We start from the raw sequence: 20752 nt of genomic DNA, 5'->3' as shown, positions 1-20752 counted from the left end.
ATTGTTCGAATAAATACAAGTGATTATCTTTGTTCAGTAACAAGATTAGAATGGAAATTCAAGATAAGATTTTAGCTTTACGAGAAGAGCTTACTCAACATAATTATAATTATTACGTATTAGACAATCCAACAATTTCAGATTTCGAATTTGATTTGAAATTAAAAGAATTGAAACGATTAGAAGACGAGAATCCAATCTTTTTTGATGTCAACTCTCCTACTCAACGCGTTGGTGGAATGATCACAAAAAACTTCCCGACAATTACGCACGAATTTAGAATGTATTCGTTAGATAATTCATATTCAGTAGAAGATTTGCAAGATTGGGAAAAACGAATTGAGAAAACATTAGGCGAAAAAGTAGAATTTGTTTGCGAGTTAAAATATGACGGTGCTTCAATTTCTATTTTATATGAAAATGGAGAATTAACGCAAGCTGTTACACGTGGAGACGGAACACAAGGAGATGAAATCACAAACAATATTCGTACAATACAATCAGTTCCATTAAAATTAAAAGGAAATTATCCTGAACGATTTTATATGCGTGGTGAAATTACAATCCCCTTGGATAAATTTGCATCGATTAATGAAGAACGTACCAATAATGGGCTAGAATTGTATGCAAATCCAAGAAATACTGCTTCTGGTTCTTTGAAATTACAAGATAATACCGAAGTAGCAAAACGTGGTTTACAATGTTTTCCGTATTATTTTATAGGCAATAATTTACCTTATACGACGCAATGGGAAATGTTGCACGCAGCAAATGAATTAGGATTTAAACTTCCAAATACTTCTAAATTATGTACTTCTTTAGAAGAAGTTTTAGCCTTTGTAGATTATTGGGATGTTGAACGTAAAAATTTACCTTACGAAACAGATGGAATTGTTATAAAAGTTAATTCATTTTCGCAACAAGATGAATTAGGTTTTACAGCGAAATCTCCTCGTTGGGCAATGGCATATAAATTTAAAGCCGAAGCGGCAGAAACCGAATTATTAAGTATCGATTATCAAGTTGGTCGCACGGGAGCAATTACGCCTGTAGCTAATCTTTCGCCTGTTTCTTTGGCTGGAACTATTGTAAAACGTGCTTCTGTACATAACGAAGATATTATCAAAAAGTTGGATATACGTATTGGTGATATGGTTTATGTAGAAAAAGGTGGTGAAATTATTCCTAAAATTGTGGGGGTTAATACAGATGTTCGTCAACCAGGAACAGAAGAAATTGAATTTATTAAAAATTGTCCTTCTTGTGGAACAGAACTTATTCGTAACGAAGGTGAAGCACAACATTATTGTCCAAACGAAAATGGTTGCGAGCCACAAATCATCGGAAAATTAGAGCATTTTGTTTCGAGAAAAGCAATGGATATTGAAAGTATTGGTGGTGAAACAGCAGTTTTGTTACATAAAGCTAATCTATTAAATAATATTGCAGATTTTTATACATTAAAAAAAGAAGATATTTTACCATTAGAAAGAATGGCTGAAAAATCTGCTCAAAACATTATCAATTCTGTTGAAAAATCGAAAGAACAACCTTTTGAAAAAGTTTTATATGCAATTGGAATTCGTCATGTTGGTGAAACTGTTGCTAAAAAATTGGTCAAACATTTTCAAACTATTGATCGTTTGATGAATGCTACAATGGAAGAATTGGTTTCTGTAACTGATGTAGGAGAAAAAATTGCAATATCAATAAAAGATTATTTTAAAGAAGAACAACATCAAGTTTTGATTCAACGTTTACGCGATTATGGTTTAAATTTCGAAATTGGTGAAGAAGCAAAACCTTTGTCAGATTCGTTAGAAGGAAAAACGTTTTTGTTTACAGGAACTTTAACCAAATTTAATCGAACTGATGCGCAAAAAATAGTTGAAGATCATGGTGGGAAAAATATTTCGGCTGTTTCTAAAAATTTAAATTTCTTGGTTGCTGGAGATAAAGCTGGAAGCAAATTGAAAAAAGCTGAGGAAATAGGAACTGTTGTTGTTTTGACGGAAGATGAATTTTTAAATATGATTAACGGCTAATGGAATCAGGATTAATTGCTGTCATCATATTCGGAATCGTATTATTGATTTTGATTCCATTTATTTATTATGGATTACGAATGGCAGGCTACAACAAGGCTGCAATGATAATTTCGCTTGCAATATTTTTAATTATTGTTATTCCAATGGTAAAATATGGCTACAGAAGTCAAATGTATTCGCAAGAAAATTTAATATCAGATTTACATCAAGCTGGAATTGGTTTTAAAGGAAATCCTAAAATCGTATCGACAGATATTTCTGGAATTAAAAACATGAAACAAGAAACAGTTTTGATAATGGATTCTGCCGATGTCAATACAATTATAAAACGAATAGAAACTTATCCTCGCTTCAAAATTTCTCCAAATTTACTGAGCTTGAAAGAAGAATTAGGTGCTAATGCAAGAAATAAAACAAATAGAAATTATCGTTTCAAAGACAATTTTATTTTAGAAACTTACGGAATGTCTGATGATTACACGATTCGCTATTCTGAACTGAAATTTAGAAAAGGAAATGACACAGTTTTCTTCAAAAAAGAAGAAGTTTATTAAACATAAAAAAATCCGTCAAAATTGACGGATTTTTTTATTTAAGATTATTTATTTCTGAGATAATAAAACTATGACTTTGTGAATTTTCTATTTTTCTATTTATAAAAGTAGAATCAACCTTTATTGTATCAAAATTATTTCCTGGAGATTCTAATAAATAAAGCCCTAATATCGAATCTTTTCTATTAATTGTTCCAAATTTATATTGTGTATTCTGAATTGTATCAAAATAAATTGTGTCATTTTTTAGATAATATTTACCAACTGTTCGAGTAAAACCCAAACAAACCGAGCTCTCAATATAAATATTATCTGATTTAAAATTGAAGCTTGTACTGCAACTAGCTACACCTATACTATATGCAGTTAATTTATCTTTTCCATAAATTGTTTTATCAGTTATTAATCCTGATGGATATAGAAAAATTAAAGTCAAAACAATAATACCAACAAAAACAGGTATTCCTTTCTTAAAATTTCTCTCATCCTCATCAAAATATTTATACAACTTTATTATTGTTGAAATAATTAAACCTATGAATAAAATAAGTTCTATTAAATAAAAAATAATCGCGAAAATTCCAGTTTCATGAATCCAAAAATTTTGTGTATTAATCAACAAGAACAATAATAGTAAGAAAGTAAATTGAATTAAGTTTTAGCATTTACTAATTTAGTTTATAATTCAATATTTATAATATTATTTCCATAAAATTCAATAAAATATACTAATTTTCAGTCAATAATAATAGGGATTTTTATGCAATTTAGAGTCGCTCGACATACCAATCGAATTAAAGAAATAGAAACTTTTTATACTAATATTTTGAATTTTAAGATCCTTGGAGAGTTTCAAAATCATAATGGATATGATGGTGTTTTTATTGGAAAAACAGATTCTAATTGGCATTTAGAATTTACAACTACAAACGAAAATGTAAATCACAAATTTGATGAAGACGATTGTTTGGTTTTTTATCCAGAAAAACAAGAAGAATATGATGATATTTTGGAACGATTAAAACTAAATGAAATAAAACCTATCAAAGCTAAAAATCCGTATTGGAACGAAAATGGAATTTCATTTCTAGATCCTGATGGATTTGTTGTTATTGTTTCACATTTAAGAATTAAATAAATTGAAAAAATATATTTTATTATTACTGCCTTTTTTCATTCTCAATTGTAAAGATGAAAAAACAACTCCATTAGATAATAAATCTCAAACAAATTCACAAACTACTCTTGCTGAGAATTATATCATTGAGAAGGGACAAACTATTTTGTATAGATATGCCGTGCCTAAAGATTATCAAAGAGAAGTTTATCATAAAAATGATTTCGGTTATTTCTTGCAGCAACTTCAATTAAAAGATCATGGAACACTAGTTAAGTATTATGATGGAAAAGAAAAACCTAATAAAAATGTTTACAATGCTGTAATTGATTTACCAATCGGAAACAAAGATTTACACCAATGCGCGGATGCTACAATGAGATTGAGAGCAGATTTTTTATATCAACAAAAACGTTATAATGAAATATCATTCAATTTTTTGTCTGATGGAAAACCTCGTAATTATATAGATTATGCAAAAGGCGATTTTTCGAAAGAAACGTATTGGAATTATTTAGAATATGTTTTCAGTTACGCCAATACTGCCTCGCTAAAAAATCAATTAAAAACGATAGAATTTGATGAGGTTAAAATTGGAGATATTTTATTGCAACAAGGTAATCCTTATGGGCATGCGGTTATGGTAGTTGATTTAGCAAAAAATAAACAAGGTGAAAAAATGGTTTTTTACGAGCGAAGATTGGAAAACGTGGGATTAAACATTAATTTAAAAACTATATTAAAATCTAAAATAAACTTTTATGTTCTATAACATCTACAACATATTCTTTGCCATTGTACCTAAAAAGCTTTTCTTTATTTCTATACCATTCTTATTTCTATATTTTATTAATCCAGAATACTTTCAGATAGTAAAATTGTTTTACTATTTTATTTTCGGTTTTGTAATATTCAGAATTTCCATCATTGGACACGAAATTTCTCATTTATTAGCTGCTAAATTATGTGGCGCTAAAATTTTAGGGATAGAATTTGGAAATATTCTTGATTTAATTGTTTACGAAAAAGTTATATCCAATTTCAAATTAAAAATTTATAATCATATCAATTCTGGTTTAGTACACATAAGTTTAGATTATCCATATCTCAATAAATATAAAAGATTATTAATCTTTTCTGCAGGTTTTATTTTTAATGGAATTATGATTTTAATTGGATTCAATATTTTTATTCAAAACGGAATCATTGGTTATCTAATTATGTTTCCAAATGTAATTTTATTTCTAATAACATTTATTCCTTTTAAATATAGTTACAATGGGATTTCGGGTAATAATGATATGTTGAATATAATCAAGCTTATAACAAATAAAGACGAAAAAACACAAATTACAGAAATTGAAGAACAACGTGATTATTTAATATACAATGAGAAACACGAAAATTTAAGAGAAATAAACGATATAATTTTAGAGCAAAAGCCTAATGATTTTCATTCTCATTTTATAGATTTTTATTTAGATATCCGTAATAATACATCAAAAGATTGTCAACCCAAGATAGATTATTTACTTAATAATTTGGAAGAAAACATACATTACAAACAATATGTAAATAATAATATTTCGTATTATTATTGTTTAAATGACAACTACGAATTGGCTGATTTATATTCAAAAGAAGTAAATAAATTAACTAAATCTGTCAATTTTATCTCAACACGAGTAGTTTGTTTAATTTTTAATGAACAATGGGAAGAAGTTTGTAGTTTGTTAAACAATAGAGTTTCAAAAACAATCATTCATAATACAAATTTACTTAACTCATTAGCATTTGGTATTGCTGTAACAAAATTAGGCAACGAAAAAAGAGGAAAAAAATACATTGACTTTGCAGTAAATCATAAAAAAACAATGTCGCCAAGTGATGAATTAATATTCAAAAAACTTCTTCAAAAAATTGATTAATTTTACTCCAAATTAATCGCCGTGAATCGAGAAGAAATAGGAAATCAACTGCTAAATGAAGTTTTAAATATTCAACTTGCCAATAAACCAATCAATTCTAAATATTTAGATTTAAAACGTTTGGTTGAAAACATTGCATTCGAATTAACTAAAAATGAAGCTTTACAGTTTTCTAACTTTTTCTCGAAACTTTCGTTTATCTGTAATCAATACCAAGTTTCAACTAAAATTCATTCGTTCCGTAAAACAGCTCAACGAATTTTGAGCGAGAAATACGAGCCAACAGAACACGAATATTTCACTCATTACAAATATGTTGCAGAGTTTATTTCTGCGATATATGAAATAATGATTCCTGCGGAAATAATGTATTATTTTCCTGAAAAAGAATTTTATACCAACAAAATTCTGACACGAAATCGAATCAAAAAATTACGTGTTCAGATTATAGAAATTAAGCGAGATTGTTTGATTTGTGATCATGAAGATAATGAAACTGAAGAGAATATAACAGTTCAAATAGATGAAGATGGTGTAAATGAAAACTTCACTTCTGTTGAAGATTTTTGGATTGGAGCGCAATTAAATTTAGTCAATTCAACAATTGATGAAGAAGGAATTTATCATCCGCGTTTTATCATTCTCGAACCTGATTATTTGGTTGATATTTCTGCTATTGCAGAATGTTTTCAGGATTATGGAACATCAGAATTTCATTATGTCCAGAAAAAATTTGAAGAAGCACCAAACAGTAAACACATTCGATTAGGAAATTTTGCCAATTCAGTTGTTGATCATTTTTCGACAGAAAATATTGAAAACACTGATTTTAATGAAATTTTCAAAAACGATTTCAAAAATTATCCTTTAGAATATACGGCGTGCAATGATTTGACGAATCCACAAGATTTGAAAGAATACTATTTAGAAGCAAAAGGTCATTTTGATCGTATTCAAAAAGTATTGACCGAAGATTTTCCTATTTATGATATTTCATTAGATCGAGCTTTAATAGAACCTTCATTTCTGTGTGAACAATATGGTATTCAAGGTCGTTTGGATTTGTTGGACATCAATCCAGAAGCAAAAAATAAAATTATAGAACTTAAATCTGGAGGTGCTCCTTTTCCGGACGATGGAAAAAGTGTAAAACCAAATCATGTAACGCAGTTATTTTTGTATTATCAAATTATTGGTGTTTTGTATGATTTAGAATTTAAGGACGTTACAAAAAATACCGAAGGATTTATCTTTTATTCTAAAGTTTATCAAGGAAATTTACGTTTTGATGTTCCAAGTTTAGCACGTGTTCAACGTATTTTTGATTTACGAAATCGAATCATCATCAACGAAAATCGATTAGCAAATCATACGTTAACAGATATTGAATCAATTGTCTATTCAATTAAACCTGCTAATTTCATCAAACGAAAAATTAATCCTCGTTTCAAAGAGTTATTAGAAGAACAATTGGATAAATTTCTCTATCCAATAAAAAATAGTTCGCCATTAGAAAAAGCGTATTTCTATTCGTTCACCAACTTTATTGCAAAGGAGCAATACATGGCAAAACTTGGCTTAGGACAATCGACTTCTAATAACGGTTTGGCGAGTTTATGGTTGAATTCTTTCGAAGAAAAAAACAATAATTTCGAGATTATTTATGATTTAGAAATTGTAGAAAATTATATTTCTGATCCAAAACGCGAAATCAAATTAAAAAGAACCAATCCTGCGAACGATTTTATTTCCATTCGCGAAGGTGATATTTGCATTCTTTATCCAAGAAATGAATCGAAAGATTCTGTTTTAACGAATCAGGTTTTTAAATGTACTATCAAAAGTATTTCACGTGAATTTATTGTATTACGTTTCCGATATCAGCAACCAAATACGCACTTTTTTGATTCGTTTGATTCTTTAGGGAAATGGGCTTTAGAACGAGATTTTATGGATTCTTCTTTCGTTTCGATGTATAGAAATTTGTATGGATTAATTCATTCTTCTAAAGCCAAAAAAGAACTGATTTTGACGCAATCTGTTCCAAGAAACAATATGGATTATCCTTACAATAATCCTAATCTTTCGGATGAACAAAAAAGAATTCTGAAAAAAGCACTTTCTGCAAAAGATTATTTCTTATTAAATGGACCTCCAGGAACAGGCAAAACATCAATCATTATCAAAGAATTGGTGAAAGAAATTTACGAAAAGCAAGAATGCAATATTTTGCTTTTGGCGTATACCAATCGTGCTGTTGATGAATTATGTGAATCAATAAATTCGGCAATTTCTGATCAAATTAAACAAAAATTTATTCGAATTGGAAACGAATTATCTACTTCGCCTGAATTCCATTCAAATTTATTGAATAAAATTATCGAGCAAAAAGATGCAGATTTAGAACAAAAAGGTGAAAAATTTTCAAGAAAAACAATTCAAGATATTGTTCGAAAGCAACGTATTTTCGTTTCTACAGTTGCTTCAATTTCGAGTAAAACAGATATTCTGAAACTAAAGAAATTTGATACAATTATTATTGATGAAGCTTCACAAATTTTAGAACCTCAAATTGTTGGAATTTTACCAAAAGCAGAGCGTTTTATTATGATTGGTGATCATAAACAATTACCAGCAATTGTTTTACAAAATCCCGAATTAGCAAAGACGAATAACGAATTATTAGAAAACATAGGTTTAATCAATCGTAAAAATTCCATTTTTGAACGTTTGTACGAATTTTGTGAAAGAAACAATCACGAAAATGCGTTTGATCAATTAACCTATCAAGGAAGAATGCACGCCGAAATTGCAGATTTTCCAAACAATTATTTTTATGATGGAAAATTAAATGTTGCTTACGATATTCCAAATTTGAATGATGAGGTTAAGCAAAGTTTAAATCGTCAACGCGCAGATTTACAATTCGAACATCATGATGAATCAAATAATTTACATCAATTTATAATTAATAATCGTTTCGCATTTATCAATGTTGACGAAAATCCTTTTTTGCCTTCGACTAATGTGCAAGAAGCCGATTTGATTGTGAAATTTGTGCAAGAAATTATTCATTTATACGAAATCAATCAAAAACCATTTGATCCAAAGAAAACAATTGGAATTATTGCGCCATTTCGTAATCAAATTGCATTAATAAAACAGAAATTAGAATTAGCAAATATTCTAAATCACGAACAAATTACTGTGGATACTGTGGAACGTTATCAAGGAAGTCAGCGCGATATAATTTTGTATAGTTTTGCGGTGACTTATCATTCGCAATTGAATGCATTGGTGAATATGAATGATCAAGGAAATGTTGATCGAAAACTAAATGTGGCGTTAACACGTGCAAAAGAACAATTATTTTTGATTGGAAATCAAACGATTTTGAAAGAAAATCAATTGATTAAAACGTTAATTGATTATTTAGAAAATAAATCCACACATAAACTGACAATCTAATCAAAATCACTTCTTAATTCATTTAAGATTCAGTAAATTTGTGCAACTATTTTGTAAAATATTATGTTGTATCAAAGAAGTAGCGCATTATTTAAAGATGCGCAAGAATATATTCCAGGAGGTGTAAATTCTCCTGTTCGAGCATTTAAATCTGTTGGAGGAACGCCAATTTTTATCAAAAAAGCCGAAGGTGCTTATATTTATGATGAAGATGGACGTGCTTACGTAGATTACATCAATTCTTGGGGACCGATGATTATTGGACACACAGATCCACGAGTTTTGAATGCGACAGTTGAGCAAATGAAAAATGGTTTTTCTTTTGGTACACCAACTGAATTGGAAACTGAAATTGCAAAATTAATTACTTCTGTTGTACCAAACATCGATATGGTTCGTATGGTGAATTCTGGTACAGAAGCTTGTATGTCTGCAATTCGTTTGGCAAGAGGTTATACAAATCGTGATAAAATTGTAAAATTTGAAGGTTGTTACCACGGACATTCAGATTCATTTTTGATAAAAGCTGGTTCTGGTGCTGCAACTTTCGGAAATCCAAATTCTCCGGGTGTAACGCAAGGAACTGCAAAAGATACATTGTTGGCAGAATACAATAATTTGGAAGATGTAAAAGCTTTATTCGAACAAAATAAAGACGAAATTGCGGCAATTATTGTTGAACCAATCGCAGGAAACATGGGATGTATTGTTCCAGAAAAAGGTTTCTTAGAAGGATTAAGACAAATTTGTGATGAAAACGAAGCTTTATTAATTTTTGATGAAGTAATGACAGGTTTCCGTCAAGCGATGGGTGGTTCTCAAGAACGTTTAAACATTAATGCTGATATCGTAACATTTGGTAAAGTAATTGGTGGTGGTTTTCCTGTAGGAGCTTTTGCTGCTCGTCGCGAAATTATGAATCATCTTGCTCCTCTTGGTCCAGTTTATCAAGCGGGAACATTATCAGGAAATCCAATTGCGATGCGTGCTGGTATCACAACGTTGAATATCATTAATAACGATAGAGAATTATTCAATCGTATTGATAACGCAACAGAAACATTAGACGTTGAAATTTCTAAAATCTTTGCAGAAAAAGGAATTCCAAATCATATCAATCGTTTAGGTTCAATGATGTCTGTTTTCTTTACAGAACAAACAGAAATAAAAAACTTTACAGATGTGACGAAATGTAATCATGAAAGATTCAACAAATTTTTCCATCATTTGTTAACGAATGAAGTTTACATTGCTCCTTCTGGATACGAAACTTGGTTTATTTCTGATGCAATTAAAGATGCTGAAATTAATAAAACTTTAGATGCAGTAAGAAGTTTCGAAGGATAAAAACAAATAAAAAATGCAGTAGAAAACTACTGCATTTTTTATTCTCTATATTTATACGATTACATTTTTGCATCCATCAATTTTTCTGTTTTATCAGAAGATTTACCCATTTTCATCTTGATCACAAAAGGTTTTGTTGATTTATAACTTTTAGGAAGCAATAGATCATAATAGGTATTTTTATCTAAATCATATCCAATATCAGAATGTTTAATTTCCAACTCCTTTAGGTTTCCAATAATTGAAGCTGAAATAGGAATTTCAATCGCTTTTTTATCTATCGGAATTCTGATAATATCATTAATTGGTCGATTGAAAACTGTTAAATACAAATAATCTTGTTTTCGTGTAAAATAACCATATTTAGATTCTTCTAAATTTGCATGACGCACACCATATACAGCTTCTGAATTTAGTTTCATCCACTCACCTATTTCTTTCGCAATCTTATCTTCCTCTGAATGCATTTTCCCTAAACCATCAGGACCAAAATTTAAAACGAAATTCCCATTCATCGAAACTGATTTCATTAATAATTCAATTAAATCATCACTTGTTTTCGTATAAATTCCGCTCCAATCTTTCATATATCCCCAACCATTTGGAGGAATTGTCATGACAGCATCCCAATCATTTCCATCAAGCCATTCATATTTTGCAGGTAGCTTCCTTTCCCAACCTTGCTCATAATCACCTAATAAATTTCCGTTTGAATCGAAATGTCTTGATCCAAACTCGTCATTTCTAAATCTTGACCCAATTATTAATCCAGGATGTTTTTCTCTTAATTCTTTCTCAAGATTATAAGTGAAGTCATATGATTGTATCCAAGCTTGATCCCAAGTTCCATCAAACCAAAATCCTTTTATTTGCGGATAATTATCTAACAATTCGATCAATTGATTACGAGTATATTGCAGAAATTTATCAAATTTTTTCTTCTCTTCTGCTGTTTGAGGAGCTTTGTACATATAGTTTGGATTGTTCCATTCTAAAACAGAAAAATACAAATAAACATCAATACCAGCTTCCTTATAAGCATCAACCACTTCTTTTACAATATCCTTTTTATATGGCGTTTTAGTAATATTGTAATCAGAATATTTTGTTGGCCAAAGTGCAAAACCATCATGATGTTTTGTTGTGAAAATCATGTATTTTGCCCCCATATCTTTTGCTTGTTTTGCCCAAGATTTTGCATTAAAAGAGGTTGGATTAAATTGTTTATACAAATTATCATAAATATTTATCCAATCTTTTGGAGCTGTTTCTCCACTCCATGCTCTAATCCATTCAGAAGCTGCAGCACCTTTTTTTGCGCTTACACCCTCCCATTCATTTCCTGGAATTGCATAAATTCCCCAATGTATAAATTGTCCTAATCCATAATTACGAAAAGCTTCCATTGAAGCATCTGTACGATGTTTTGGAGTTAATGATCCGTATTTTATTTCTTTTTGTTCAGTCGGTTTCTTCTTAGGTCCATTCCATTGTGCAGAAACAGGAAAGGTACTTAACCCAACGAAGGTTGAAAGTAAGATTTTGTTTAACATAAGTATTAATTGGGATTATCAATATATTTTTTCTTGGTGTTTTCTACTTTTGGTTCTGGATGAGTATTTTCAAATAAATCATAAAAATAAATATTTTGTGATTTATAAATCGTTGTATGCTTTTTCAAAACTTCTAAAAAATGGTTGTAATTTTTTTGTTTGCTATTTGTCCAAGCAGTTTCAGACAAAGCAGCTAATCTTGGAAAAATCATAAAATCTAAACGATTTTCATTATTAACTCTTTCAGTCCAAAGATTTGCTTGAACACCTAAAATTTGCCCTTTATATTGTTCTAAAGAAAAAGCAAACGAAAAGTCGTAATGATATAATTTATCTATCGGATTAAAATCCGCTCCCCATTTACGTCCATATTTATGTGTTTCATCCTGAACAAAATCAAAATAAAAAGGAATTCGAGGACAAATTATTGTTGGATAACCATTTTTTAAACTTAACTCTAGTTGTTCTTTTTTATCGTGTCTCCACCAATATTGTATCGTTTTATCAGTTGGTAAATTAGCATCAACCATTTCATCCCAAACAGCTAAATTAGAACCTAAATTGTAAATAGAATCAGCCATTCTCCTCATAAAATATCGTTCAACATCTTTATTTGAACTAAAATTATATTGCTCTTTAAGTGCTTTTATTTTAGAATCATTGTACCAAGCTTCACTTCCAAAAGCTACTTCGTCGCCACCTAAATGTATAATTTTACTCGGAAATAAAGATGAAACTTCTTTAAGAATAGTTGATAAAAATTGATAGGTTTCTTCTTTTGCAGGATGAAATGTAAAATCGGGATGTTATTTTGTTCCTCCTCCCGAAAACTGTGGATAAGCTCTATTGGCAGCCGTTGCATGTCCAGGCATATCAATTTCTGGAATAACTTCAATTTTTCTTGCCGCAGCATAAGCCACAATTTCTTTAATTTCGTTTTGAGTATAATACCGAGCATCTGCAGTTGGATCTAAAAAATTACCAATTCCGCCTATTTTAGTTAAATTAGGATACTGTTTAATCTCAATTCGCCAACCTTGTTCATCGGTCAAATGCCAATGAAATTTATTCAGTTTATAAAAAGCCATCCAATCCAACAATTGCTTTACTTTTTCTGAACCAAAAAAATGTCGTGCTTCATCTAACATAAATCCTCTCCATACAAATTGTGGCTGATCAATAATAGATAATTGCGGCAATTGAAAATAAGTTTCTTTTTGATGAAATTCTAATAACTGAATTAAACTATTTAGTCCAAGAAAAAAGCCTTTTTGGGAACCAGATTTTATAATGACCGCTTTTTTATTAACCTCTAATTCATAATTTTCTTCTGAAGGCGATTGAATTGTCTGAAAAATTAATTGAAATTTCTTTTTGGAAGTTGAGATAACAGTAGTTTGAAGTCGATTTTTAAGGTAATTTTCGAAATAAATTTTTGATGATTGATCAAGATTAGAAAAATCTACATTAATTGTTTTCGATAATTTTAAACTATCTTTTTTAAGATGAACTTCATTAGGTTGAGGAATTATTCCGACATATTGTCCAAATAAACTGGTTGAAGCAAAAACTAAAAATGCGCAAATAATTCTTTTCGTAGAGTAAATAATCATATTTTGTGTTTAATATAAACTTATAACTATTTATCAATAAATCGAAATGAAATAGAATAAAAAAGTCAAAATTTATTTTAAACGATTCCTATTTTTTTTTGGAAATATTTGAATTCAATAATTATTTTAAAATTTAAAAAAATAATTGACCAATATATATTCTATATTTACTAAAATCTATTACTTATGAATAATTATAAACTATTACTTGCTTCAAGTCTAATTTTCATCAATTTCGGATGCAAAGATGATGATGGTTTTTCGGAAGAAAATGTAGTTGACACTTATAATATTGTGTCCTATAAAGCTAATATCCCAGTTGATTTAAACAATGATAAAAAAACATCAACTAATTTGATGGATGAAATTAATATTTTTGATAAACAAGAGAGATTTTTAGAAGTTAGACCGAAAGTAAATACTATATACTTTAATTTTCCATTAACTATAATAAACCTAGATTATCGAAGTTCACCTGAAGGTTATGCAGATTTTGTAAAATATGGTTTTGGAACTTCAACTGCTATCTCAAATAAAGAAATCGTTATAAAAGATAATAAATATGTAGAAGAAAATTATATTGGTAATGATTTAAATAAGAAAAATGTTTCAATTAATAATTTAAAAATTTCAGACAATAATCGTCTTTCTACAACTATTACAAAGTCATATTTTGATTTTAATTCCAAACAATGGATTGAATTGAATATTGAAGTAATTTTTCAAAAAAATTAATTAAAAAAAACTCGAGAAAATTCTCGAGTTTTTTTTAATTATAATCTCCAATATGTTCCATTTCGCTCACAAAGCTGATTACTTTTGTAGCAAATTTTTGTAAACTTTTTTGTTGAATTTCAGTTAGAAAATTGTTTTTAAATTGATCCAAAGTCAATTCATCATTTACAAACAATTGCAACGAATAAGAAGTTGCTCCAGGCTCTATATGCGAAGTAATTTTTCCTAATCGAGCTCCAATAAAACAATTCGATTTCAAATAGTCATTTATATGTTCGGCTTTCATCCATTCAAACCAATCGTCATGTACTTCCTGTTCAACAATAAATGTTGTATTATATAAAATCATTCTCTATTTTTTTGCAAAGATACAAAGGTTTTAGAATTATATTTTTTAGAAAAAGAAAGTCTAATCAAGATTTTATTTTTAAATTTACCTATTATTCATAGACAAACAAAAATGAACAATACACAACAATTTATACAAGAAAATAAACAACGTTTTCTTGATGAATTAATCGAATTACTTAAAATTCCTTCAGTTAGTGCTGATCCAGCCTACACACAAGACGTAAATGATGCAGCTGAAATGGTTGCAAAATATTTAAAAGAAGCAGGTGCTGACAATGTAGAAGTATGCGAAACAGAAGGATTTCCTGTTGTTTACGGAGAAAAAATCATTGATGCTTCAAAACCTACAGTTTTAGTTTACGGTCACTACGATGTACAACCAGCTGATCCATTAGAATTATGGGAATCTGGACCATACGAGCCTGTAATCAAGAAAACAGAAATTCATCCTGATGGAGCAATTTTTGCTCGTGGTTCTGCAGATGATAAAGGTCAAATGTTTATGCACGTTAAAGCTTTTGAGGCTTTAAACAAATCAAACGAATTACCTTGTAACGTTAAATTTATGATCGAAGGTGAAGAAGAAGTTGGTTCTCCTTCATTAGTAAATTTCGTTAAAAACAATAAAGAGAAATTAAAAAATGATGTGATTTTAATTTCTGACACTTCTATGATTTCAAACGAGCAACCATCTATTTCTGTTGGTTTACGTGGATTATCTTATGTTGAAGTTGAAGTTAAAGGAGCAAATCGTGATATGCACTCTGGTGTTTATGGTGGTGCTGTTCCTAATCCGATTAATGTTTTAGCAACAATGATTGGAAAATTAATCAACGAAAAAGGACACATTACTATTCCTGGTTTTTACGAACCAATTCTTGAGTTAACAGAAGACGAAAGAGCTGATTTAGCTAAAATTCCATTTGACGTAGAAGAGTACAAAAAATCGATAGGTATTGCTGATATTCAAGGTGAAGAAGGTTTTTCTACAATCGAAAGAGCTTCTATTCGTCCTACTTTAGATGTAAATGGAATTTGGGGTGGATATATTGGTGAAGGTGCAAAAACTGTAATTCCTTCTCATGCGTATGCAAAAATCTCAATGCGTTTAGTTCCAGGACAAGATCCAGAAGTTGTAACAAAACAATTTGCAGATTATTTCCCAACTTTAGCGCCATCTTCTGTAGAAGTTAAAGTAAAACCACATCATGGAGGTAAACCTTATATTTTACCTACAAATCATCCTGGTTTTGTTGCTGCTAAAAAAGCATTAGCTGAAACTTTTGAGAAGGAAGCTTTAGCTGAAAGAGCTGGTGGTTCTATTCCAATTGTAGCATTATTTGAAGAAGAATTAGGAACAAAATCTGTGTTAATGGGATTCGGATTAAACTCTGACGTTATCCACTCACCTAATGAGCATTATGGTTTATTCAATTTCTATAAAGGAATCGAAACTATTCCATATTTCTTCAAATATTTTAACGAACAATAGTTTTCGACTAAATAACTTTTGAAAAGCGAATCAAATTGATTCGCTTTTCTTTTTGGTTTATGGTAGAATGATTAATTTTGAACTTTATTTTGATCAATGAGTAAAAAATTCTTAATCGCTGGTGCAGGAATTGCAGGATTAACTTTGGCTAAAGTTTTACAAGATTTAAATTATGACTACGAAATTTTCGAGGCTTCATCAGAAGTTCGTGGAATTGGGGCTGGTTTTGGTTTAGCTTCAAATGCCATGAAAGCGTTTGAAATTCTTGGTTTAGCAGAAGAAGTTTCTCCATTAGGACATATGTTAGAAGATTTTGAAATTCAAGATTGGAAAGAAAAAACAATTCTAAAAGCAGATACAGAACGATTAAGAAAAAACTACAACACCGAAAATTTTGCTATTCATCGGGCAGATTTACATCATTTTTTAGTTTCTAAAATTGATTCGAATAAAATTAAAACGTCAAAAAAAGTTAAATTATTTGAACAAAGTTTTGAAAAAGTTGTGCTTCATTTTGAAGATGGAACTTCTACAGAAGGTGATTATTTAATAGGAGCTGATGGAATAAATTCTACAATTCGTCAACAATTATTAAAACAATCTACACCTCGTTATGCAGGTTATATTTGTTGGCGCGCTATTGTAGAAGATAAAAGTTATAATTCAAAGAAAAGTATCGAAACATGGGGACCAAATGGTCGTTTTGGTTTAACTCCGCTTATCAATAATCAAATCTATTGGTATGCATGCGTAAACACACCTTTAAATTCTGAAGTTTACAATTACACGTTAAATGATATCAAAAATCAGTTTAAAGATTATTCAGGACAAATTCGTAATACGTTACAAAAAACGGACGCTAAAAATGTAATCTCCACTCCTATCATGGATATCAAACCAATTAACAATTATGCGTTTAATCGTGTTTTATTAATTGGTGATGCAGCACATGCCACAACACCAAATATGGGACAAGGTGCGTGTATGGCTGTGGAAGATGTTTGTGTTTTGTATGATGAATTAATCAAAAAAGACGCAGATATTTTGCTGGCTTTTGAGCACTATAATTTACGTCGTTTAAAACGTACACATTATATCATCGACACTTCTCGATTAGCTGGAAAAGTTGCTCAAATTGAAAACAAATTTTTAATGAATGTCCGAAATTTTGCTTTTCGAAATTTACCACAATCGTTAACTCAAAGTCCTTTAGAGGATTTGTTAGAAGAAGATTTTATGAAAATGTAGGAGAAGATTATTTCAAAATAAATTTTACAGAGTTTCTCAACATATATTCTTTATTGATGTAAGAAGTTAGTAAATCTCCAAAACTCATATCAAGAGTTTCTCTTTGATTAGTTGAAAATAATTTCACAATCTTAATCAAATATTTATTGAAGTCAATCAAATCAAAAGTAAACTCTTTGACTAACCAAAACAGAAAATATAAGGGAAGAAAAACCATATTGAAGACAGCTCGGAATCCATTCGCTAATTCTCCTTATGATAAAAAATGTTTTGAATAATCAAATTTAGAAAAATCAATATCATATTTTTCTATAAACTCTATCAATAGCGATTCATTATCTAATCCAGATAAAAATAAATCTTTCTCAATCAGAACATCAACATTTTCAACTTTTTCATTAGTTGTCCTTTCTAAAAACTGTTTAACTTCATTATATGATTTTCTTAAAGTTGAAAAATCCACATATAAAATCTTTTTTTGCTCCATCTCCTACTTCAACAGCACATTATCCTCCAATTCTTGCTTCGAAATTTGGAAATGTTTATCAAATTCTTGCTCAAAAGAGTCTAAATCCATTGTGATTTCCCAATCTCCAAATTCATTTTCAAATAAATCTGTCAAATGTTCTTTTAAATCTTCTAACTTTTGTTGAATAAATTCATTTTGCTGGATATCTTCAACTTCTTCTTCATTTAATACAACTTGTTGATTAATTTTTTTTAGAATCAATGCATTAATAAACTCTTCATGCGTATTCATAAAATCCTCAATCGTACCTGTAAATTGTGTCATTCTAATTTATTTTTTTCCTATCATTTTTATGAGAATAAATATAGAACTATTTTAGAAACAAACAATTAAAATTAAGATTTCTATAAATGAGTTTTAACATAAGAATTAACGTTATCTAATTATTGAAATTGATAGAATTGAGATAAATTTGAGAAAAGTAAACAGATGAAAAATTTTAAAATATCAAATGGAATAGAAATTCCTGCAATTGGATTTGGAACATGGTTATTGGAAGGAGAGAAAGTAACAGAACCTCTTAAAATAGCTTTAGCAAAGGGGTATACACATATCGACACAGCTGCAATTTATAAAAATGAAAAAGAAATTGGAGAAGTTTTGAAATCTCAAAACGTAGATCGAAGTAAATTATTTATCACATCTAAATGTTGGAATTCTGAACGTGGCTATGAAAAAGCATTAGCTGCATTCGAGCAAACTTTGGCAGATTTACAAACAGATTATTTAGATTTATATTTGATTCATTGGCCTGCAAATGAAACACAATTTCCAGATACGTGGGCAGCATTAAATGCTTCTACTTGGCGTGCTTTCGAAGAAATTTATAAATCTGGTAAAGCAAAAGCTATTGGTGTAAGTAATTTTAACATCAATCACTTAAAAGCTTTGTTTCAAACAGCTGAAATTAAACCTATGGTCAATCAAGTTGAATTTCATCCTGGCCATTCTCAGCCAGAATTAGTCAATTTCTGTAAACAAAACGATTTATTGGTGCAAGCTTGGAGTCCACTTGGTTCTGGACGTATTTTAGAAAATGAATTAATTGTTTCTTTGGCAAATAAATACAATGTTTCTGTAGGACAAATCTGCATTAATTATTGTTTAGCGAAAGAAATTTTGCCACTTCCTCGCTCTTCATCAGAGAAAAATATTGAAGCAAATATCAATTCAACTGATTTTAATTTGAGTACTGAAGATGTAAAAGCTATTGACGATATGCCTGCGGATGGTTTCTCAGGATTGAATCCTTCAACAGTTGAATTTTAACGAGTTAACATTATTTCTTAAAATAAATTTCTAAAACCTCTGTTTTACAGAGGTTTTTTCATTTTAAATCCTCAAAAATTCAATACTTTTACTTTTTAAAAGTTAAAATAAACGCATTCTATATGAGCCAAAATCCTGAAAGTCCATTCAAAACTTACTTTGACCAAACCCTTGAAAGATGTGGTTTTGATGAAGATTTAAAAGCTGGTATTTTATTTTTTTTAGGAGAAAGTATAATCGCTGCAAATACCAATCAATTGATGAACATGTTTGTAGAAGAAGAAAAAATTCAGCAAGAGTTTCGTCGTTTGTCTACCTTATATGCTACGCCGAGTGCTGATATTAATCCATTTGAAGCTTTAGACACAACACCAATTAAACAAATTATTTATACCTATAACGAGATTTACGTTAATAAAATTAGAAATAAATCATTTGATTTTGAAAAGGTTATAAACGACAATTTAAAGTCTGAGTTTAAATTAGATTTCATTGAAGAGTTCGAAGGAAAAGAATATAAATTAATTACAAATCACAATTTAAACACTTCTTTTTTTAAACAAATTGGTGCTTATCTTAATCAATTTGAATTGAGTTATGAGGATATTTATTTAGCTGGAATTACTTATTATCAAACGAATCAAAAAGTAGATTTTGAAGGAATTAACTTATTAAACTTAAACATTATTGATAGTTTTTCGCCTTTGTACACTACTCTATTTCATTATCCTTTGTTGTTTACTTATTATCCAGCAAATTTGAATTCGAATCATTTGTTTAGTTCTATTTTACAATTTCTTTATTTACACACCAATACAGATATTGCAAAACATATTCATGCTTTTCACAATCATATTTTTTATGAAAATAATCCGAGAAGAATACGTAAAGGTTGGGTATTTGAAGAATTAGATCGTGGCGTTTTGATTTCGCAAACATTACACAATGCCTTGAACATCAGAAAATCTCCTATTTTTACAACACGTCCTAATTTTCTTGCTTCGGATAATTATTTGATGAAAGAGTTGAAAGATCAAAATATACCATTGGATAATTTTAAAGGATTGATTTCAAAAACTATTGAAGAATATTATGAAATGAATTTGGATGAAGTTGTTGCTGGAAAATTAAATCATGCTGAGTTTTTACAACTTTTGGCAATCATTTTCTATGAAACCTCTGCTAACGCAATGATTATTAAATCATGGAAAAACTAAGTATTAATCAAGAAAATAGAATCAAATTAGAAGAACATTTTGGTGAACTTTTGCCAAGATTACCTTTCGAAATGGTTTCGTTTTATGAATCGAGCAATTCTTGGGAAGGACAAATTGAATATAATTTGAATTTGAAAACGGGAGAATTAACCTACAATACAATAGAAAATGTTAAACATCAAATTGAGATTTCATCTGAAATAATGCAACGCATCGAAAGTGAAATTATTTTGATGTTAGAAAATATTTAGAATAAAAAAAATCTCCTTGTTTTGGGAGATTT

General features: G+C 29.3%; 18 protein-coding genes and 1 pseudogene. 13 read left to right on the top strand and 6 right to left on the bottom strand.

The genetic code is table 11. The features are described 5' to 3' along the window. Positions 1-50: 50 nt before the first annotated feature. Together ligA and AC2I98_RS02670 are read left to right on the top strand one after the other, a co-directional pair. Complete coding sequence (ligA, locus tag AC2I98_RS02675; protein ID WP_486413091.1) at positions 51-2045, top strand: NAD-dependent DNA ligase LigA; 1995 nt, start codon at positions 51-53, stop codon at positions 2043-2045. Beyond that, complete coding sequence (locus AC2I98_RS02670) at positions 2045-2602, top strand: hypothetical protein (RefSeq protein WP_486413090.1); 558 nt, start codon at positions 2045-2047, stop codon at positions 2600-2602. The genes ligA and AC2I98_RS02670 overlap by 1 nt, the downstream gene beginning before the upstream one ends. Positions 2603-2636: 34 nt before the next feature. Here the strand turns inward: AC2I98_RS02670 and AC2I98_RS02665 are convergent, their stop codons facing one another. Continuing rightward, positions 2637-3110 (bottom strand): hypothetical protein, encoded by a 474-nt coding sequence (locus AC2I98_RS02665; protein ID WP_486413089.1) that lies wholly within the window; start codon positions 3108-3110, stop codon positions 2637-2639. Positions 3111-3362: 252 nt separating this feature from the next. Here AC2I98_RS02665 and AC2I98_RS02660 point away from each other — a divergent pair, with 252 nt between their 5' ends. The 5 genes from AC2I98_RS02660 to hemL all read left to right on the top strand — a co-directional run bounded on the left by AC2I98_RS02660 (position 3363) and on the right by hemL (position 10462). Beyond that, positions 3363-3740, top strand: coding sequence for a VOC family protein (locus tag AC2I98_RS02660; RefSeq protein ID WP_486413088.1), 378 nt, complete (start codon positions 3363-3365; stop codon positions 3738-3740). A gap of 1 nt (position 3741) precedes the next feature. After that, positions 3742-4491 carry a DUF4846 domain-containing protein gene (locus tag AC2I98_RS02655; protein WP_486413087.1) on the top strand — a complete coding sequence of 250 codons (750 nt, stop codon included), beginning with the start codon at positions 3742-3744 and terminating at the stop codon, positions 4489-4491. Then, the gene (locus tag AC2I98_RS02650) at positions 4481-5647 is read left to right on the top strand and encodes a site-2 protease family protein (protein WP_486413086.1); all 1167 of its coding nucleotides are present in this window, start codon (positions 4481-4483) and stop codon (positions 5645-5647) included. Before AC2I98_RS02655 ends, AC2I98_RS02650 begins: the two co-directional genes overlap by 11 nt. Positions 5648-5668: 21 nt before the next feature. After that, positions 5669-9115, top strand: a complete 3447-nt coding sequence (locus AC2I98_RS02645) for a DEAD/DEAH box helicase (protein WP_486413085.1) — start codon at positions 5669-5671, stop codon at positions 9113-9115. A gap of 63 nt (positions 9116-9178) precedes the next feature. Continuing rightward, the gene (gene hemL / locus AC2I98_RS02640; RefSeq protein ID WP_486413084.1) at positions 9179-10462 is read left to right on the top strand and encodes a glutamate-1-semialdehyde 2,1-aminomutase; all 1284 of its coding nucleotides are present in this window, start codon (positions 9179-9181) and stop codon (positions 10460-10462) included. 59 nt (positions 10463-10521) lie between these two features. On the opposite strand, the gene AC2I98_RS02635 is transcribed toward hemL, so the two are convergent. Next, positions 10522-12015, bottom strand: a complete 1494-nt coding sequence (locus AC2I98_RS02635) for an alpha-L-fucosidase (RefSeq protein WP_486413083.1) — start codon at positions 12013-12015, stop codon at positions 10522-10524. A gap of 5 nt (positions 12016-12020) precedes the next feature. After that, positions 12021-13628 (bottom strand): annotated as a pseudogene (locus AC2I98_RS02630) (beta-N-acetylhexosaminidase). 186 nt (positions 13629-13814) lie between these two features. On the opposite strand from AC2I98_RS02630, the gene AC2I98_RS02625 reads away from it, so the two are divergent. After that, positions 13815-14363: a hypothetical protein gene (locus AC2I98_RS02625; RefSeq protein WP_486413082.1), complete on the top strand. Its 549-nt coding sequence runs from the start codon at positions 13815-13817 to the stop codon at positions 14361-14363. A 34-nt stretch (positions 14364-14397) separates the two neighbouring features. Here the strand turns inward: AC2I98_RS02625 and AC2I98_RS02620 are convergent, their stop codons facing one another. Then, positions 14398-14712 carry a DUF4286 family protein gene (locus tag AC2I98_RS02620; protein ID WP_486413081.1) on the bottom strand — a complete coding sequence of 105 codons (315 nt, stop codon included), beginning with the start codon at positions 14710-14712 and terminating at the stop codon, positions 14398-14400. Positions 14713-14823: 111 nt separating this feature from the next. Here AC2I98_RS02620 and AC2I98_RS02615 point away from each other — a divergent pair, with 111 nt between their 5' ends. Together AC2I98_RS02615 and AC2I98_RS02610 are read left to right on the top strand one after the other, a co-directional pair. Continuing rightward, entirely contained in the window at positions 14824-16206 is a 1383-nt protein-coding gene (locus AC2I98_RS02615) for a dipeptidase (protein ID WP_486413080.1), read from the top strand. Positions 16207-16302: 96 nt separating this feature from the next. Then, entirely contained in the window at positions 16303-17454 is a 1152-nt protein-coding gene (locus AC2I98_RS02610) for an FAD-dependent monooxygenase (RefSeq protein ID WP_486413079.1), read from the top strand. A 253-nt stretch (positions 17455-17707) separates the two neighbouring features. On the opposite strand, the gene AC2I98_RS02605 is transcribed toward AC2I98_RS02610, so the two are convergent. After that, positions 17708-17917 (bottom strand): hypothetical protein, encoded by a 210-nt coding sequence (locus tag AC2I98_RS02605; RefSeq protein ID WP_486413078.1) that lies wholly within the window; start codon positions 17915-17917, stop codon positions 17708-17710. A gap of 27 nt (positions 17918-17944) precedes the next feature. Continuing rightward, positions 17945-18247 (bottom strand): hypothetical protein, encoded by a 303-nt coding sequence (locus tag AC2I98_RS02600; protein WP_486413077.1) that lies wholly within the window; start codon positions 18245-18247, stop codon positions 17945-17947. 165 nt (positions 18248-18412) lie between these two features. Here AC2I98_RS02600 and AC2I98_RS02595 point away from each other — a divergent pair, with 165 nt between their 5' ends. The 3 genes from AC2I98_RS02595 (at position 18413) to AC2I98_RS02585 (ending at position 20720) form a co-directional block, all read left to right on the top strand. Continuing rightward, positions 18413-19252: an aldo/keto reductase gene (locus tag AC2I98_RS02595; protein WP_486413076.1), complete on the top strand. Its 840-nt coding sequence runs from the start codon at positions 18413-18415 to the stop codon at positions 19250-19252. A 122-nt stretch (positions 19253-19374) separates the two neighbouring features. After that, a complete protein-coding gene (locus AC2I98_RS02590; RefSeq protein ID WP_486413075.1) occupies positions 19375-20469 on the top strand; it encodes a hypothetical protein in 1095 nt (364 codons plus the stop codon). Then, the gene (locus AC2I98_RS02585; RefSeq protein ID WP_486413074.1) at positions 20457-20720 is read left to right on the top strand and encodes a hypothetical protein; all 264 of its coding nucleotides are present in this window, start codon (positions 20457-20459) and stop codon (positions 20718-20720) included. The genes AC2I98_RS02590 and AC2I98_RS02585 overlap by 13 nt, the downstream gene beginning before the upstream one ends. The last annotated feature ends 32 nt before the right edge of the window (positions 20721-20752 follow it).

The sequence above is a fragment of the Empedobacter sp. EJD.6dd genome, from assembly GCF_057369435.1.
Note: the sequence above shows the minus strand (reverse complement) of the source record. Positions and strands in the feature narration are given on the sequence as shown.

What these genes read in the sequence shown, in the direction of transcription:
- ligA (WP_486413091.1), top strand. Translation starts at nt 51, where the DNA reads ATGGAAATTCAAGATAAGATTTTAGCTTTACGAGAAGAGCTTACTCAA.
- AC2I98_RS02670 (WP_486413090.1), top strand. Translation starts at nt 2,045, where the DNA reads ATGGAATCAGGATTAATTGCTGTCATCATATTCGGAATCGTATTATTG.
- AC2I98_RS02660 (WP_486413088.1), top strand. Translation starts at nt 3,363, where the DNA reads ATGCAATTTAGAGTCGCTCGACATACCAATCGAATTAAAGAAATAGAA.
- AC2I98_RS02650 (WP_486413086.1), top strand. Translation starts at nt 4,481, where the DNA reads ATGTTCTATAACATCTACAACATATTCTTTGCCATTGTACCTAAAAAG.
- hemL (WP_486413084.1), top strand. Translation starts at nt 9,179, where the DNA reads ATGTTGTATCAAAGAAGTAGCGCATTATTTAAAGATGCGCAAGAATAT.
- AC2I98_RS02635 (WP_486413083.1), bottom strand. Translation starts at nt 12,015, where the DNA reads ATGTTAAACAAAATCTTACTTTCAACCTTCGTTGGGTTAAGTACCTTT.
- AC2I98_RS02625 (WP_486413082.1), top strand. Translation starts at nt 13,815, where the DNA reads ATGAATAATTATAAACTATTACTTGCTTCAAGTCTAATTTTCATCAAT.
- AC2I98_RS02620 (WP_486413081.1), bottom strand. Translation starts at nt 14,712, where the DNA reads ATGATTTTATATAATACAACATTTATTGTTGAACAGGAAGTACATGAC.
- AC2I98_RS02615 (WP_486413080.1), top strand. Translation starts at nt 14,824, where the DNA reads ATGAACAATACACAACAATTTATACAAGAAAATAAACAACGTTTTCTT.
- AC2I98_RS02610 (WP_486413079.1), top strand. Translation starts at nt 16,303, where the DNA reads ATGAGTAAAAAATTCTTAATCGCTGGTGCAGGAATTGCAGGATTAACT.
- AC2I98_RS02600 (WP_486413077.1), bottom strand. Translation starts at nt 18,247, where the DNA reads ATGACACAATTTACAGGTACGATTGAGGATTTTATGAATACGCATGAA.
- AC2I98_RS02595 (WP_486413076.1), top strand. Translation starts at nt 18,413, where the DNA reads ATGAAAAATTTTAAAATATCAAATGGAATAGAAATTCCTGCAATTGGA.
- AC2I98_RS02590 (WP_486413075.1), top strand. Translation starts at nt 19,375, where the DNA reads ATGAGCCAAAATCCTGAAAGTCCATTCAAAACTTACTTTGACCAAACC.
- AC2I98_RS02585 (WP_486413074.1), top strand. Translation starts at nt 20,457, where the DNA reads ATGGAAAAACTAAGTATTAATCAAGAAAATAGAATCAAATTAGAAGAA.